Here is a 15,689-nt window from a genome sequence, read left to right as displayed (position 1 = left end):
GCCTCCTTCCTATTTACAATTGAAATAAACTAATTTCTTATTTCGTATGCGCCCAATGTAGTATGCTCCAAGACGATTTTCTTTATGTTCTCATGCTCACAATAACAAAGGGCTATCCGTGAAGGATCGCCCTTTGCTTGAAATTATTTTGTTAAACTGCCTTTTCCTCCTGCTGCAAATAGAAGGTAACAATGAAGGTCGTTCCCTCGCCTTCTATGGAGTTTACATCAATTTTTCCGTTATGACGCTCCACTATGCTTAAGCAAAGCGGCAGTCCAAGTCCGGTTCCCCGCGTCTTCGTAGTAAAAAACGGTTCAAATAGATGCACCATTTTATCCTGAGCGATGCCTTCCCCATTGTCTGCTATCCGCAGCTCAATTCTATCATTCCAGTAATGCGTACTAATTTGCAAGACGCCATGATCATCCATCGCTTCCATTCCATTACGTGCAATATTAAGGAACATCTGCTTAATCTCTCGATCATTCAGCATAATAAGCGGCATGTCTTCACATAAGCTCGTATCAATGGTTTGCCCGCGCAAATTAGCATCAGCATTCAATAGAGGCAGCAGCTCGTTCAAAATGTCGTTCAAGGAGGAGAGCTCCATCGTTAACGCTCTGTTCTGAGCAAGAGATAAAAAATCGCTTATGATCATATTCGCTCGATCAAGCTCTTCCATAACAATTTGGAAATATTCACGCTGACTAGCTGGGCTTCGCTCCTGAATGAGCTGGACAAAGCCGCGTATGACTGCTAGTGGATTACGTATCTCATGTGTGATGCTGGCCGCCATCTGCCCCACAAGGCTAAGCCTCTCCATTCGACCCACTTCATTCCTCAATTGGCTCAGCTCTGTGACGTCCTGCACCATGAGAGCCGCACCTTCTGCTTCATTATTGAGGAGGCTACGAAGAGAGAAGGTTGTTTTTAACAGCATTTTGTCACCGCTTACAAATGGTACTAACGTGGCTCTAGTGCCATTCAAAGCTTGACTAATCATATTAACAAATAAATCGCCTTGACCTGGTTGAAACGCTTTAGAATAGTATGTACCTAGCAGATTTCCAGATTCCGTAAGCTCTATACGTATATGTAGAAGCTTTAATGCCATTTCGTTATAGTGCGTTATTCGGCCTTCACAGTCAACAACAATGACTGCAAATGATGTCACATCTATAAACTGCTGAAGCTTCTCGACCTCATTTCGATAATTCACTGATAAGCGAGTTACTTCTTCATGGAGCAATTGCTTTTCTTTCACACTTTCAATAATAAATATAGATAGCCAGGTTGCTAACAATGTTGCTGAAACGGTGAGTACGACTTCGAGAACCAAATCAAACGTCCATTCCATGACAGAACCGGTTAGCGTAATAACCAAATACAGCATCAATACTGACATCAACAAAAGCCCGTTACGCTCTTTGCGAAGAGCGCTCAATTGATGAAACGGCCGATAAGAAATGGACATAAGCATGACAAAACCTGCAGTGAACAAAATAAAGCTGGCTAGTTCTTGAAAATTGTCCAGCGTTGGGTATTGTACGATGACACAGATAAGCGTTAATAACGCTAACGCAGGCCATCCCCCATATAAAGAGCCTATCATATAAGGAATCAAATGAAAGTCCAATTGACACCCAAGGAAATTCGGCTCTGTGAGCATGCACAGCAACATGGAAGCTCCGCAAAAAACACCCAGAAAAACGGGCATTCTCTTCCAATTGAGCTCTTTATTATTCCATATTTGGAAGGCGAAGACCGGTAGCAAAGATACTATGAATTGCAATAGCAGATCCTTTAACACGGACGATCAGTTCCCCCTAATCGCATTCCGATTGCTAAGTAGCATATTTTACATTATTTGTAATATGTAGGAGTGATACTATCATTCCCATACTCCGTTACTCCGATTAAAACATAAACTACCTTTTTTTACAATTGCCTTTCCAACCATATTATTATTTCCTTTATACTTTGCTCAGCCTCCAGATCATTATGAAGCTCATGCATGCCGCCCTCCCTGCATATCCAATCACACTTCTTGCCAAGCATTTCGGCTAATCTTGCACTCGCTTCGAAAGAAGTAATGCGATCTGCAGAGCCGTGCATAAGCAGCATCGGTACGTGCAGCGTATCCGCATGAGCAAGAGCCCACTCGCCGCCGTTGCTTATTTCACTAAAGGTATGAAGCGTTATCCTTGTATGGCATAGAGGGTCACCAACAATAGGCGCGGCCTCAAAATAACCGGGACGAAATAAATCGCCCGGAAGCAATCCCGTCGATTGCTGCAGCGTAGGAACGATGCCTGCCAGCCTTCGGCCAAACCATTCTACTGCTGGATGCGGCTTAAAAGCGAGCCTCAGCCACGGGCTCGTAAGAACGAGACCTGCAATAGGCGGCTTAAGTCGCAGCGCACAGTTTATCGCTACATTACCGCCCATGCTGTGTCCATATAGAAAAATAGGAATACCAGCATACTTTCTTCTCGATTCCTCTATTAATAAGGCGACATCGTTTATTGCAGCGCTGAGAGACAAAAGGTGGCCGCGCTTGCCTGGGGAGCGTCCATGTCCATGCTGATCAAGCGCAATAACAGCGAAGCCAGCAGCTGTCAGATGAGTCGCGACGTGGCTATAGCGGTCTCCATGCTCTCCCATCCCATGAACAAGGCAAACTACAGCTTTGGCTTTCTCCTCTTCCGGCATCCATTCTCGAACGAACAAATTTGTTTCCTGTACGCCTGCTAATTGCCATTCTAAGCGCTCCATAAGACTGCCACCTTTCTTTTGTGTTATTATAATATTACTAATAAAATAGCAGGTGGAAAGAATGCAATATGATGCAATAGTAATTGGCGGAGGATCAGCTGGATTAATGGCCAGTATAGCCGCAAGCAAGCAGGGCGCTAGCGTACTCTTGCTCGACAAGGGAAATAAATTGGGACGAAAGCTGGGCATCTCCGGCGGAGGCCGATGCAATGTGACCAATAATAAAGATTTGGATGAGCTGATCAAGCATATTCCCGGCAATGGTCGCTTTCTGCACAGCACCTTTTCTAATTTCAATAACAAGGACATTATTTCCTTCTTCGAGAATTTAGGAATAGCCCTTAAAGAAGAAGATAATGGCCGAATGTTCCCCGTTTCGGATAAAGCAAAAACGGTAGTCGACACGCTCATTAATCAGATCGTCAAACAAGGGGTTAAAATTAATTTGAATGCTCCTGTTGATCATATCATGTATGGAAACGGAAATGTGACCGGTGTTCGTTTAAAATCAGGCGAGACGATTTACAGCAAGAGCGTCATCGTAGCATCCGGTGGCAAATCCGTACCGCAAACGGGCTCAACCGGTGATGGCTATGCGTGGGCGGAGAAAGCCGGTCATTCCATAACAGAGCTCTTTCCGACTGAGGTTCCCTTAACATCGAATGAGCCGTTTATTACGAGCAAAGAGCTGCAGGGTTTATCTTTGAGAGACGTTACACTCTCTGTCTGGAATCCTAAGGGGAAGAAACTGATCGATCACCGAGGCGATATGATCTTTACCCACTTCGGTCTATCCGGTCCTATTGCATTAAGATGCAGCCAATTTGTTGTGAAAGCATTAAAGCAGTATGGGACAGGCAACATTGAGGTAGCGGTTGATCTTATGCCTGATCTGACTCAGGACGAGTGCTATAGCCAGACATTAAAGCTCGCCGAGCAGGAATCAAAGAAAGTAATCAAAAATGTGCTTAAGGCATGTTTGCCAGAGAAAATGATACCGATCCTTCTTCAAAAAGCCAGACTCCCTGATACGCTAACCTATGATCATATTCCAAAGCAGGATTGGTTAGGCTTATCCAAGCTGATTAAGCATTTTCCTATTAGAGTGTATGGCACCTTGTCTATTGAGGACGCGTTCGTAACAGGCGGTGGCATTAATTTAAAAGAAATTAATCCGAAGACGATGGAATCGAAGCTGATGGGAGGCTTGTACTTCTGCGGAGAGATTCTCGATATTCACGGCTACACTGGCGGATATAATATAACCGCTGCTTTCTCAACCGGATATACAGCTGGAACTAACGCTGTACTTAAATAAACGAGAGGCTGCCACTTAAGTTTACACTTAGGCGCAGCCTCTTGTTTATTCTATATCTTTACATCAGCAGATAAGTAATCGATTGTTTCCGGTCCAGCAAAAATGTCATCGTTGTAAACGAAATCGTCATCACGATTATGCAGTCCCTCAGGCTGCTCCGACTCTGCAAATTCACTTGACCAATCCTCATTTACGATATGAGCGGGTATGGGGATAACATCCAAAGAGTAGGCGCTATCTGTTATTGTCTCCGAATCAATCTGAGCTTGCTCGACAAGCTGCCCCCCATGAGATTGCGCGATTTCAAGTGCAGATGTCAGGTCACTTCCTTCCAAATGCACATGCATGCGGCTCCCGTCATGAAGCACGGTGTCATACCCAAGTTCCTTCAGCGTCTCACAAGCAAGCGCTGCGCTCTCGGCATCATTGAAATCAAATAATAGCGCGGAATTATAAGACAAATCCAATCATCCTCTCATGCTTTTTCTATAGCATGCCACTTTTGCCGAAAATCATCATAAAAAATTTCAAATACAGCTGCTGCTTCTAATCATGAGCGGTACTGTAAAAGCAAAAAACTGTCATCCTTATGCAAGGATGACAGTTTTCAATTGATCTATTTATGCACGATAAGGAACGAGTGCCTCATTCATGCTGCGAGTTTGTTCATACACCTGTTGATACACTTTGAAAATGCCCTCATACGCAGCAACCGCCTCAGGCTGCGGTGAATACGAGTCTGCATGCTTAACGAATTTATGTGCGCAGGACTCCAAGCTGTCAAACCAGCCTGATCCATAAGCTGCAAGCATAGCTGCACCTAGGCCTGGACCTTGCTCATTCTCAAGCGCTACGACCTTAGCTCCAAAAATATCAGCCTGCATTTGCAGCCAGACCGGATTTTGCGCGCCTCCGCCAATCGAAATAACAGTATCGACTGTTTTGCCAGCTTGGCGGAACATATCTACCGACTCATTCAGCGAGAAGGTGATGCCTTCCATAACCGCACGTGCAAAATGTATACGCTCATGAGATCCGTCCACGCCAATAAAGCTTGCGCGAATATTAGGATCTGCATGTGGTGTACGTTCGCCAACGAGGTATGGCGTAAATATTAGTCCGCTTGCTCCCGGCTTGATATCCCCTACGCCGTTCAGAAGCTCGTCAAAAGATTCATTTGGCGCAAATGTTTTCTTGAACCAGCTAAGGCTGTAGCCTGCTGCAAGCGTAACACCCATTGCGTAGAAGGAATTTTCTTTACCATGGTTAAAGAAATGAACCTTGCCGGCGAAATCCTTATCCTTATCATTCTCATAGGATAGAATGACACCGGACGTGCCGATGCTGCAAAGCGTCAAGCCTTCGGACAATATGCCCGAGCCGATCGCGCCGCAAGCATTATCGGCTCCACCTGCGAATACCTTCGTATTCGCAGTCAGCCCCGAACGCTCTGCAAGCTGAGGCAATAGAGTGCCTACAAGCTCATGCGATTCCACAAGCGGCGGACAGAAGCTGGCTGGAAGACCGAAAGCTTCGAGCACTTCGCTGCTCCATTCTTTGCCTGCTACATCGAGCAGCAGCGTGCCAGCAGCATCGGAGTAATCCATGTGCAGCTCGCCTGTTAGACGGTAGCGGAGATAATCCTTTGGAAGAAGGAATAGCTTGGCTTTCGCAAACGTTTCCGGCTCATGCTTACGCACCCATAAAATCTTAGGAAGGGTGAAGCCTTCCAAAGCAGGGTTGCGGGTAACAGTGAGCAGCTTGTCGCCAAGCGTCCGTTCTATTTCACGACATTGCTCTGTTGTGCGTGTGTCATTCCATAGTATAGCGTTGCGGACCGGGTTTCCTTCGCCATCGAGCAGCACAAGTCCGTGCATTTGTCCGGAGAAGCTAATGCCTTCAATCGTGTCAGAAGCAATGCCAGATTCAGCTGTAAGCTCGTGCAGTGCTTCAATTGTTGCGTCTACCCAATCATCAGATCTTTGCTCACTCCAGCCTGAATGCTCGTGGAACAGCGGGTAGCTGCGAGATGCTTCTGCAGCTACCGTTCCTTCACGGTCAACAAGCAGCACTTTTACTGCGCTTGTACCTAAATCTACGCCAATAACATAGCTCATTTGTCAGAGGTCCTCCCGACTTAAACGCTGAAAATAACTTCGCTTAGAATTAAGCGGATACGCTCTTGACGGCCTGATTCGTTTTTGATTTCTTTGTTTTGAAGCGCATATTGCTCAAGCGAAGCAAGCGTCGCTTTGCCGGACACGATTTCCGCGCCAATGCCTTCTTTGAAGCTGCGGTAACGATTATCAACGATGTTGTCCAAAATTTTCTCTTCAGTCAACTTAGCAGCCGCTTTAAGACCCCAAGCGAAGCTGTCCATACCAGCAATATGAGCTAGGAATAGATCTTCAGCTTCGAAAGATGCACGACGTACTTTAGCATCAAAGTTAACGCCGCCGCGGCCGATGCCGCCAGCTTTCAATACTTCAAACATCGTTAATGTAGTGGAGTAAAGATCAGTTGGGAATTCATCTGTATCCCAGCCAAGAAGCAAATCGCCTTGGTTCGCATCAAGCGATCCTAGCATGCCGTTGATAGCAGCCGTACGGATTTCGTGCTCGAAAGTATGACCTGCAAGCGTCGCGTGATTGGCTTCAAGATTAAGCTTGAATTTATCTTGCAAGCCGTATTTTCTTAGGAATGCAATCGTTGTAGCTGCATCATAATCATATTGGTGCTTAGTAGGCTCTTTCGGTTTCGGCTCGATCAGGAATTGAGCATCAAAGCCGATTTCTTTCGCATAAGCGATAGCCATTTCGTAAAGGCGAGCAAGGTTATCAAGCTCAAAGCCCATATCTGTGTTAAGAAGCGTTTCATAACCTTCACGGCCGCCCCAGAATACATAGTTTTCCGCGCCAAGCTCTTTACCAACTTCTAAGCCTTTTTTCAATTGTGCGCCAGCGTATGCGTATACATCAGCGTTACAAGTTGTTCCAGCGCCATGTACAAAGCGCGGGTTCGAGAACATGTTAACTGTGTTCCAAAGCAGTTTTTTGCCGGAAGATTTCATGTTGTCTTTCAACATAGCAACGATAACGTCAAGATTTTTGTTCGTTTCTTGCAAAGTTGCGCCTTCTGGAGCGATATCCACATCGTGGAATGCGTAGAAAGGTATATTCAATTTATTCATAAATTCGAAGTTAGCTTCAACGCGAGCTTTCGAACGGTCTAGACCGTCATATTGATCCCAGCCGCGAACCATTGTAGCAGCACCGAAAGGATCTGTGCCGTTAGCGTTAAATGTATGCCAGTAGGCAACTGCGAAGCGAAGGTGCTCCTCCATTGTTTTGCCTAGAATGACTTGGTTAGGATCATAATGTTTGAATGCCAACGGATTATCCGAGCCCTTGCCTTCAAACTGGATTGTGTTAATATTTTTGAAATAACTCATAGTAAATTAAATCCTCCTTCATGGATTTCAATATTTTTTGAAAACGCTCACCACAAGAATAACACGGCAAACTTAGTTTGTCTATTAAACAAACTAAGTTTTGTGTTAAACTAGTAATAAATCTTTTCCCAGTTAAAAAAGCAATCCTGAGTATGTGATTCATGGCATCTGTATATACAACATTTCGTGATACAATATTAGTTACAGAAATTTTGGACGGAGGCTCTCTTTCTTGAAATCGAAACCAACAGGAGACTTAGCGCTCATAAAAAAAATTAATACTTCGATCGTGCTGGAGTCTGTCCTCAAGTATGCACCTCTTTCCAGAGCACAAATCTCGGAGCTGACAGGACTTAACAAGGCGACGGTATCCAGTCTTGTTCAAGACCTGATCGACAGTCATCTCGTAATCGAAAGCGGTCCAGGTCAGTCGAGCGGCGGCAGAAAACCAGTCATCCTGCTGTTCAACGGTACCGCTGGATATGCCGTAGGGATTGATCTTGGCGTTAACTATATCCGCGGTTTATTAGTGGATTTAGAGGGCAATGTTATTGCGGAGGAGCAGCGCGGATTAAAGAAGCATGATGCGGAATTCGCAATCGGACAGCTATCCGAATGTATTGAAATGCTCATCAGCAAAGCTCCTGAAAGCCCTTATGGCATCGTCGGAATTGGCGTAGGCGTACCGGGGATTGTAGATGAGCAAGGCGTCATTCTATTCGCGCCAAACCTAAAGTGGCGTCAAGTAGACCTTCAAAAGCAGCTTGAGGAACGTTTCAACGTGCCAGTCACAATTGACAATGAGGCGAATGCAGGCGCACAGGGTGAGCAGAAGTACGGCGCTGGCCGAGGCATTCCAAACCAAATATACGTCAGCGTTGGGATCGGTATCGGAACTGGAATTATTTTGAACAAGGAGCTTTTCAAAGGCGCATCAGGCTTCTCAGGCGAGCTAGGCCATCTATCAATCGAGTATGACGGCAAGCCGTGCAGCTGCGGCAATCGAGGCTGTTGGGAGCTTTACGCTTCGGAGAATGCGCTTCTGGAACGAGCAGCGCTGCTCGGCTTCGACAGCTTGGAAGAACTGCTGGTCGCCGCTTCGGCGGGAGATATGCAAGTGCGTGAGCTGTTCGCTTCAATCGGAGACTATTTGGGAGCTGGCATTGCAAATATTGTTAATGTGTTCAATCCGAACGTCGTCATTATCGGCAACCGTATGAGTCGCGCAGCCGAATGGCTCCAGCCTTCCGTTCAAGCAGCCATCGACCAGCGGACCCTGCCCTATCACCGCGAAGAATTGCGAATACTATTCGCGGAGCTTCAGGATCAATCCGCTGTCCGTGGCGCAGCTTATTATGCAATTAGCAAGTTTTTCTTGAAAATTAAAAGCTAAATAAGCAATCCAAGTGCAGGATAGATCGTATTGCTTATATTCATCCAGTGAAGTGATCCATCCCATCTTAGATTCATGAAATAGAGCTAGTTTCTAGCTCTATTTCATGAAAACTAACTAATAATTGTGGAATAGAGCTAGTTTTTAGCTCTATTCTGGTCAACCTTCGCCTAATTAGCACAATTCCACCGTTCCTACAGATAATAGAGCTAGTTTCTAGCTCTATTTCATTAAAACCAACCATTATTTGTGGTATAGAGCTAGCTTCTAGCTCTATTCTGGTCAACCTTCGCCTAATTAGCACAATTCCACCGTTCATACGGATAAAAGAGCTACTGTACGCGATGCACACCGACTATGTTCAGAGTCTGTCCATCAATTGTCACTTCAACGTCTGCAGCCTTTACCGTTCCATTGTTATAATAAGCGGTAAACGTAAACAAAAGCTTCCCCTTTGGTAATTGGTCAAACGCCGCATCCCATAATTCTCCCATCCAGCTCGTTTGTGCTGTATTCACTGCATCTAACAACACCGTGTAGGTGCCCATCGAAACCTCTACCCGATCTGCTTTCACCGCCGTACCTGTCACGGTTGTATCAGCCTCCAGTACAAACCTTTCACCAGCCCAGAAAACCGAGTAGCCGCGCGGAGAATCCATATTACCCGTTTTTTTGAGATTGTAGTTTATGCGGTGCTCATTCCACAACTCTGTATGCTTCACATAGCCCTTGACGTAAAGCGGTTGAACGGAGATAGGCTTTGTGATTGTGACAGGCGGCGCAATACCGTCACTAACGGTCAGCCGCATGCTCCACGTACCTGTCTCAGCCATTCTCACCGCAGGTCCCGCTGCTGGATAAACAGGTCCATTCAGCGTGTATTCATAGCTCTTCCTCGTACCTGATGGACTCGTCAACTCATACATAAGTGATAAAGTGTCTCCATCAGGATCACTCGCAGCAGATTGAAATGTAACGGTATCACCTTCAAAGGCCGGCTTTGGTAACCAATTAAAATCAGCGACTGGCGGTTGATTCGTTACAAAATGAATATACGCATAATAACCTTCATTGCCAGCTATATCATGGTCGATCACGGTAACTCGGTATTCTTGGCCAGCAATTAATCCGGATACCTTGTAGGACCTTGCATTAAGCGCTAGTGGAATGCTGTACTCCGGTATACCGTCACCATTCAAATCAATGTTCGTAACACTGCCGTTCGCATTCACTTTCTGCATATAAAACGTTCGGGCTGCATGCCCCGAAGATGGCTCCGTATCACTAAACGCATTAAATCTGACCGTTACTGCATTCGGATCGATCTCTAGCTTCTCATTTACATCCGCCGGTTTTACTGTATCTACGAAGAAGAAGCCATTGGAAGAGTACGGACCCCATATGTAGCTGTCAAAGGCTCTCGCTTTCCAATAATGAAGTCCCTCTGCAAGCGGCGCTGGGGTGTAGCTCGTCGCTGCCATGGCCGATTCTGTATCAACAACCTTGACTCCATTAGAAGCTCGGAAAACCTCGTAATCTATTGCGGTAATGGGATGGTTCTCCGGATCAACCGTAAACACGCGCAGCTGTGGACGATTGCTATTGGTATAGATCGGATGGTCTCCATTCGGACCGTTATAGGATAACAAGAACGTATTTGGCGGTAAGTCTAACACAAAATATCTTATATTGCTTAGATTGGACCATACTCCTGTCGAACTGACTTGTCCTTGTACTTTCACGATGCGTCCCGGTACAATTGTTCCCTCTAGCATTGGATACATGACGGCAGCACCTTCATGTTCCACAGAAAGTGCTATCTCATTCGTATCAACATACGTAAAAATTAATCGATAGACTTCTTGCGGATCATTCTCTTTATCGTAGTAGGTCCACTTAATTGTCGGCTCTTTTATAAGTACAGTAGGTGCTGCGACTGTCGTTCCCGCTGGAGCTGTAATCGTCATAACAGGCTTGGTCTGATTCACTGCTGGCAAAGACGCTTTATAAACAATATGCTGCCCCCAATATGACCAGGCGCCATGGATGTCTCTCACTTGCTCCTGCACGATCAGCTCCACACCAGGACGGTTGTAATACTCTCTCTTCCCAATCGTCCAAGTACTTTCATCTGCCCAGCGTGTTCGAAACATTTTGTCAGATAAGATATGAGCAATATCTGGATCGTAAGAAGTATCATACGTATCGTAATCCAGTGCTTCACCTTCCGCAAACACCTTGCCCGTAAATCGCACATCTGGTTGTGCAATGGGTCTACGATGCACATAGAGCAGCTTTTTCACCGGTTCTGACCATTTGTTATACGCAGGTAATCCTGGATTGTCTTGAGCGCGAAACGTGATTTCGTATACGCCAGGTTTTTCGAGCGCGTTCATGGTTGATCCATAGGTTTTTCCATTATGGATGCTTAACCCTTCTGGATTTTCAAAAAAATTAGGATTATGGCTGTAGGTCCACTCCTGAATCCCCATTGGATCATTCTCGATATCTTTGAATAATTTATCGTAATACATAGGTTCATTAACCAATACGGTTTCATAAGTTTCCTGTGTATATGTATCGCCATAATTCGTCTTCTTTACATTTGAGAACGTCGCTGAAGGCTGTCCGAGTGACATGATGCCAGCATATCCTTTCGAGTACGTGCCGTCAGCGATTTCTATTAACTTAGAATGATTCACATATACACGTTGAATGCCATTAACCGACTCCACTTTTATCGGGTAAGTGTTAAAAGCATTTCGAACTAACGGTTTTGATTGTAAAAGCGACTTAGCGCCGTTTACGACTCGATATAAAGATAAAACATTTTGGCTCCATTCCATCGCATACATATTTTTTTCATTTTGAATTTGGAATCCTGCACCGATAAGCTTGTCATTGGTTAAATCATTAACGCTCGCATTAAACTCGAATGTATAATTCTTCATTGCGCTTCCGGCATCATAAAGCAGGCCGCCCCAGTTATCATCGGATATTTCTATCGTTTGGCTATCCACTGGTCTGAGCCCTCCAGCATCCGGTGTAACGAATGGAATAACGTATTGACTGTCATGGAATACAAAGAGATTTCCATTAGGCAGGATGGGAGACGAGGTTCCCCATCCCGTATTTCCTGTTCGCACCGTGCTTCCTATTAATTGCTGAGTTCGATCCAGAATGAGTGAAGCATCCACGTCATATGATCCCCATCCCATGATTGCCTCAACGATAGGATACACAATATCACCATTTGGAAGAGTGAATATTTTCTCACTGTTAGGAGATATGGCGGATCTCGTGGTTTTACTTAAAAGAGATCCAAATTTAGAAAAAGAATAGTAATAACCATCTACAACACGGCTGTTTGTTACTACTGTTCCATCCGTCCGGACTACGGGGCTAACCAACCCACCGTAATCTCGTATACCCGCTGGACCAAAGCTTTCGAGACTTTCCATGCTGTATCCATTAATGGCTGATAAGTTACTAGTCGAAAATGCTGTTAAAGATGGATAAGAAATTTTCGTATCATTAAACGGCACTCGTACCTGATTAACATAGGCCACGGTTTCATCATCGGATAACGTTACATAAGAGACCTGTACAGAATCATTTAGTGGAACCTGTGTTATAACGCCTTGAGGAGTTATCTTAATCAACATTTCATTGTCCCTATAGCGGCTGTACGTTGCGTATACATCGCCATTTTTAGCGAATGTCATTTTTACATCTGAGAATCTCTCCATAGATGTGCTTACCCCAGGAACCTCCCAAAGAAGCTGCTTACTGTCTAAAGCATACTTATAAAAACGCAGCTCACCTGTATAATTGTTAAAGTTCACATAGCTGTTCATTTGCATAATCGCCAAATACATTGATTTGCCGTCCGGACTAATTTCAAAGTGGACCATATTATTTTTTAGATCCAAATAGTTCAAACCATTTCCGTGCTGGAAGGAAAACTGATCCACTTTATTCCCTTTATTATCAAATACAACGATCGCAACGAGATTGCTGGAACTGGCTGCTGCTGTACGATCCAGAAAATAAAGCTTCTCGTCATTCCCCATCCCCAAAAAAGTTAAATTAGCTGAATCTGAAATAGTGAATCTTCTTATTTCCGTTCCCGTTACTGCATTGCGCTCATAAAAAGTTTGTGGACTGCCTTCGGTACGATCATTAGACATGATTTGATAAGAATAAATCCGATTTCCTGCAAATATTTGAGTGATCAGCTGGCCTTCTGCTAATTTCCATACCGGCTTTTTAGCAATATTCGCTCCCATTCCATACTTAGATCGTCCGTTGGCACCATTTCCTGAATTGGGGTAGCCTACATTAAAATTAGCCATTACCGTTTTTTTCGTAAGGATACTCGAGCCGTCAACTCGCCAGCCCTGCTTATCGGCGTTCCCTCCGCTATACGGCGTTTTTAGAGACCAAGAACGGAATATAGATTCTGGTGTATAGGTTGTTACTGGCGGTGCGCTATCCTCGCCTTGCCCCGGCTGCTGCGTTATCCCAAATACGTTAAAATTAACTTCGGGCGCATAGTTTAATATATCTGTAGCTGCAATGCCCGAATGACCTGCCATACCGTAATCCTCAGTTACAGTTGCGCGGTATTGTCTTTTGCCTACCTTGTTATAATTAACAGCATGAGTATTTTTGAATTTCCCATTATATAGAGTGGTCCAGGCTTTCTCTTCGAAATTCCCATTCCCATTATGATCATAGCGCTCCTCAAGAAGGAGATGCTTCAGAGTGTCGCCATCCGGACTTTCTGCATCTATGTAAAGCATAAAATCATTGCTGCGATATGACTCATCAGGAGCAATTACCTCTACAACAGGAGGCAAATCAGGTACCACTTCCATAATTAATGCATCCCATTCGCTGACTCTACCTGTTGTATCGTATACTTTTCCTTCTATACTGTACTTTCCTAATGCAGATGGCGCAGCTGTAAACCAATTATTCGTATAGGATGCATCACCGACTTTTTTATAACGCGTTTCGGATTTACTAAAATCTATCTTCTGCCCCCTATCAGCTAGCGGCGTGTATGAATTTAATAAATGATGCGGATATTCTAGAGCTCTGCCTTGTATAACACGTGTTATCCCCGAAACAACTGCTACAGGCTTAGGATCAATTACTTGTAAAATCGCTGTATCTTTTTTGGTTCCTCCTTCGCCATCCATAACCGTAAGCTCCGCTTTATAATTGCCGGGCTCATTATAGGTATAGCTGGGATACTCATAATCAAATTGGTTTGGTAACACTCGCTTTAAATTATCTGAAAAATTCCACGTATAGCTTGATACGCCTTTTGAGTTATTAATAAGATTGGATTTTTCTCCAGTAATGATCACAGGAGGATTAAATTGAATCTTCGCATCTAAATCAGGTTTTGGCGTTGGAGTTGGCTCAGGTGATGGGGGTGGAGTAGCGCTTGGGTTAGGCGTAGCTTTCTCTGCAACGTTTATCGTCAATTGCGCCCATTCTGAAACCTTCTTCGCACTATTGGTGACACGCAGCTCAACCATATATTTCCCTTCAACAGTGAAGTCTTTGGCTGTAGGTTTCTTTTGAATGGTCGATCCGGAAGGGGTTTTGTATTTCCATTCTTGTACGGTTATTGCTTCTTTCCCTGGTGAGTAAGAAAGCTTATCATCAAGCTTAGGATCTACTGAAGGTTTAATCGTGATTTCAGGCATGTTTCGATGATCGCCATCTAAATGACTTATAATTGCGATTGGCGTGGTGGGTTCGTTTTTCTTGCTAAACACAATTTGAAAAGGTTTAGTATTATTGTCTTCGTTCGATTCTGCCACAGATAAACCAATGTCAGTCATAGCGGTATATTTGATTATTCCGCTGACAGCTGAAGTAACCTTAACTGTTACGGTTTTAATCTGACCGGGAGGAATGTTTGAGATAACCTCTGACTTTATATTGGTGCCAACGATACCTACGGTAAAGGGGCCAGTATCTGTCTTCCCTTGATTTTTTGAAGTTATCTTTACAGATACATTTTCTCCCACCCATGATGCTGCAGCTGCGGTTATGGGGTCTGTTATGATCTCAGTAATGATGAGATCAGGTTTTGTGGGCGGCGGTGGCAAATCCTCAGGTGGAATTGTAAAAACTTCATACCACCAAGATCCGTCAGGCTGCCATATATTCCACATTTGTACTACGCCAGGTGAAAACTTAGTTCTTGCTTGTTGAATAATGGCGTAGTCCAAAAGTGTATCAGCTGTCCAATTCGCACCTTTAAGTTTATTGTAGCTTTCTAAGAATGTTTTTGAATGTCCGTAGGGATCAATCATGTCTTTTAGCCATTTTTCTGCGTTAGGATGAAAAGATAAATTTGATTGCTTAATGTCTCTTGATGTTCCGATAGCTGTCTCCCATGGCATTCTAACCCAGTTCTTAGCAACACTCTTTGTTAAATTAGAATCACTTTCAAACATCCAGTTACGATATAAATTCCCTTCATAATCCCATCCAAGGTAGCGATATTGACCCTTTTTAAAATCTTGTTGAGACTTATCTATATCTGCTGGACAACCGTAAACAATAACATTAGATCCAATGTTTGATTGATTTAGCAAAAACTTTTCGTTTAAAGCCCCCTTTGAGTTTTTTAAAGGAATACTATAATAATCTATATACTCTTGAGCTAAGTCACTGTATTTAGTAGGAGTTGAACAATTTGTTGCTGCATAGGCGGAGATCGGTAT

General features: G+C 44.2%; 8 protein-coding genes. 2 read left to right on the top strand and 6 right to left on the bottom strand.

Annotated features, from left to right (window positions below; translation table 11 throughout):
• Window positions 1-151: 151 nt before the first annotated feature.
• Together CEF13_RS05920 and CEF13_RS05915 are read right to left on the bottom strand one after the other, a co-directional pair.
• A complete protein-coding gene (locus CEF13_RS05920; RefSeq protein ID WP_146022681.1) occupies window positions 152-1,810 on the bottom strand; it encodes an ATP-binding protein in 1,659 nt (552 codons plus the stop codon).
• 128 nt (window positions 1,811-1,938) lie between these two features.
• Complete coding sequence (locus CEF13_RS05915) at window positions 1,939-2,775, bottom strand: alpha/beta hydrolase (protein WP_102709862.1); 837 nt, start codon at window positions 2,773-2,775, stop codon at window positions 1,939-1,941.
• Window positions 2,776-2,836: 61 nt separating this feature from the next.
• Between CEF13_RS05915 and CEF13_RS05910 the strand changes: the two genes are divergently transcribed.
• Entirely contained in the window at window positions 2,837-4,093 is a 1,257-nt protein-coding gene (locus CEF13_RS05910) for a BaiN/RdsA family NAD(P)/FAD-dependent oxidoreductase (protein WP_102709861.1), read from the top strand.
• Between the two features lie 50 nt (window positions 4,094-4,143).
• Here the strand turns inward: CEF13_RS05910 and CEF13_RS05905 are convergent, their stop codons facing one another.
• The 3 genes from CEF13_RS05905 to xylA all read right to left on the bottom strand — a co-directional run bounded on the left by CEF13_RS05905 (window position 4,144) and on the right by xylA (window position 7,544).
• Entirely contained in the window at window positions 4,144-4,554 is a 411-nt protein-coding gene (locus CEF13_RS05905) for a hypothetical protein (protein WP_102709860.1), read from the bottom strand.
• Window positions 4,555-4,713: 159 nt separating this feature from the next.
• Window positions 4,714-6,210, bottom strand: a complete 1,497-nt coding sequence (gene xylB, locus CEF13_RS05900; protein ID WP_102709859.1) for a xylulokinase — start codon at window positions 6,208-6,210, stop codon at window positions 4,714-4,716.
• A gap of 20 nt (window positions 6,211-6,230) precedes the next feature.
• Complete coding sequence (xylA, locus tag CEF13_RS05895) at window positions 6,231-7,544, bottom strand: xylose isomerase (RefSeq protein WP_102709858.1); 1,314 nt, start codon at window positions 7,542-7,544, stop codon at window positions 6,231-6,233.
• A gap of 232 nt (window positions 7,545-7,776) precedes the next feature.
• On the opposite strand from xylA, the gene CEF13_RS05890 reads away from it, so the two are divergent.
• Complete coding sequence (locus CEF13_RS05890; protein ID WP_102709857.1) at window positions 7,777-8,937, top strand: ROK family protein; 1,161 nt, start codon at window positions 7,777-7,779, stop codon at window positions 8,935-8,937.
• A gap of 332 nt (window positions 8,938-9,269) precedes the next feature.
• Here CEF13_RS05890 and CEF13_RS05885 read toward each other — a convergent pair whose 3' ends face one another.
• Entirely contained in the window at window positions 9,270-15,560 is a 6,291-nt protein-coding gene (locus CEF13_RS05885) for an Athe_2463 domain-containing protein (RefSeq protein ID WP_146022680.1), read from the bottom strand.
• Window positions 15,561-15,689 lie beyond the last annotated feature (129 nt).

This window comes from Paenibacillus castaneae (assembly GCF_002884445.1).
GTDB lineage: Bacteria > Bacillota > Bacilli > Paenibacillales > Paenibacillaceae > Pristimantibacillus > Pristimantibacillus castaneae.
This window is presented reverse-complemented; position numbering and strand designations above follow the sequence as displayed.

Bases quoted from the DNA above. Each gene is read 5' to 3' on its own strand.
- xylA (WP_102709858.1), bottom strand. From the start codon at position 7,544: ATGAGTTATTTCAAAAATATTAACACAATCCAGTTTGAAGGCAAGGGC.
- CEF13_RS05910 (WP_102709861.1), top strand. From the start codon at position 2,837: ATGCAATATGATGCAATAGTAATTGGCGGAGGATCAGCTGGATTAATG.
- xylB (WP_102709859.1), bottom strand. From the start codon at position 6,210: ATGAGCTATGTTATTGGCGTAGATTTAGGTACAAGCGCAGTAAAAGTG.
- CEF13_RS05915 (WP_102709862.1), bottom strand. From the start codon at position 2,775: ATGGAGCGCTTAGAATGGCAATTAGCAGGCGTACAGGAAACAAATTTG.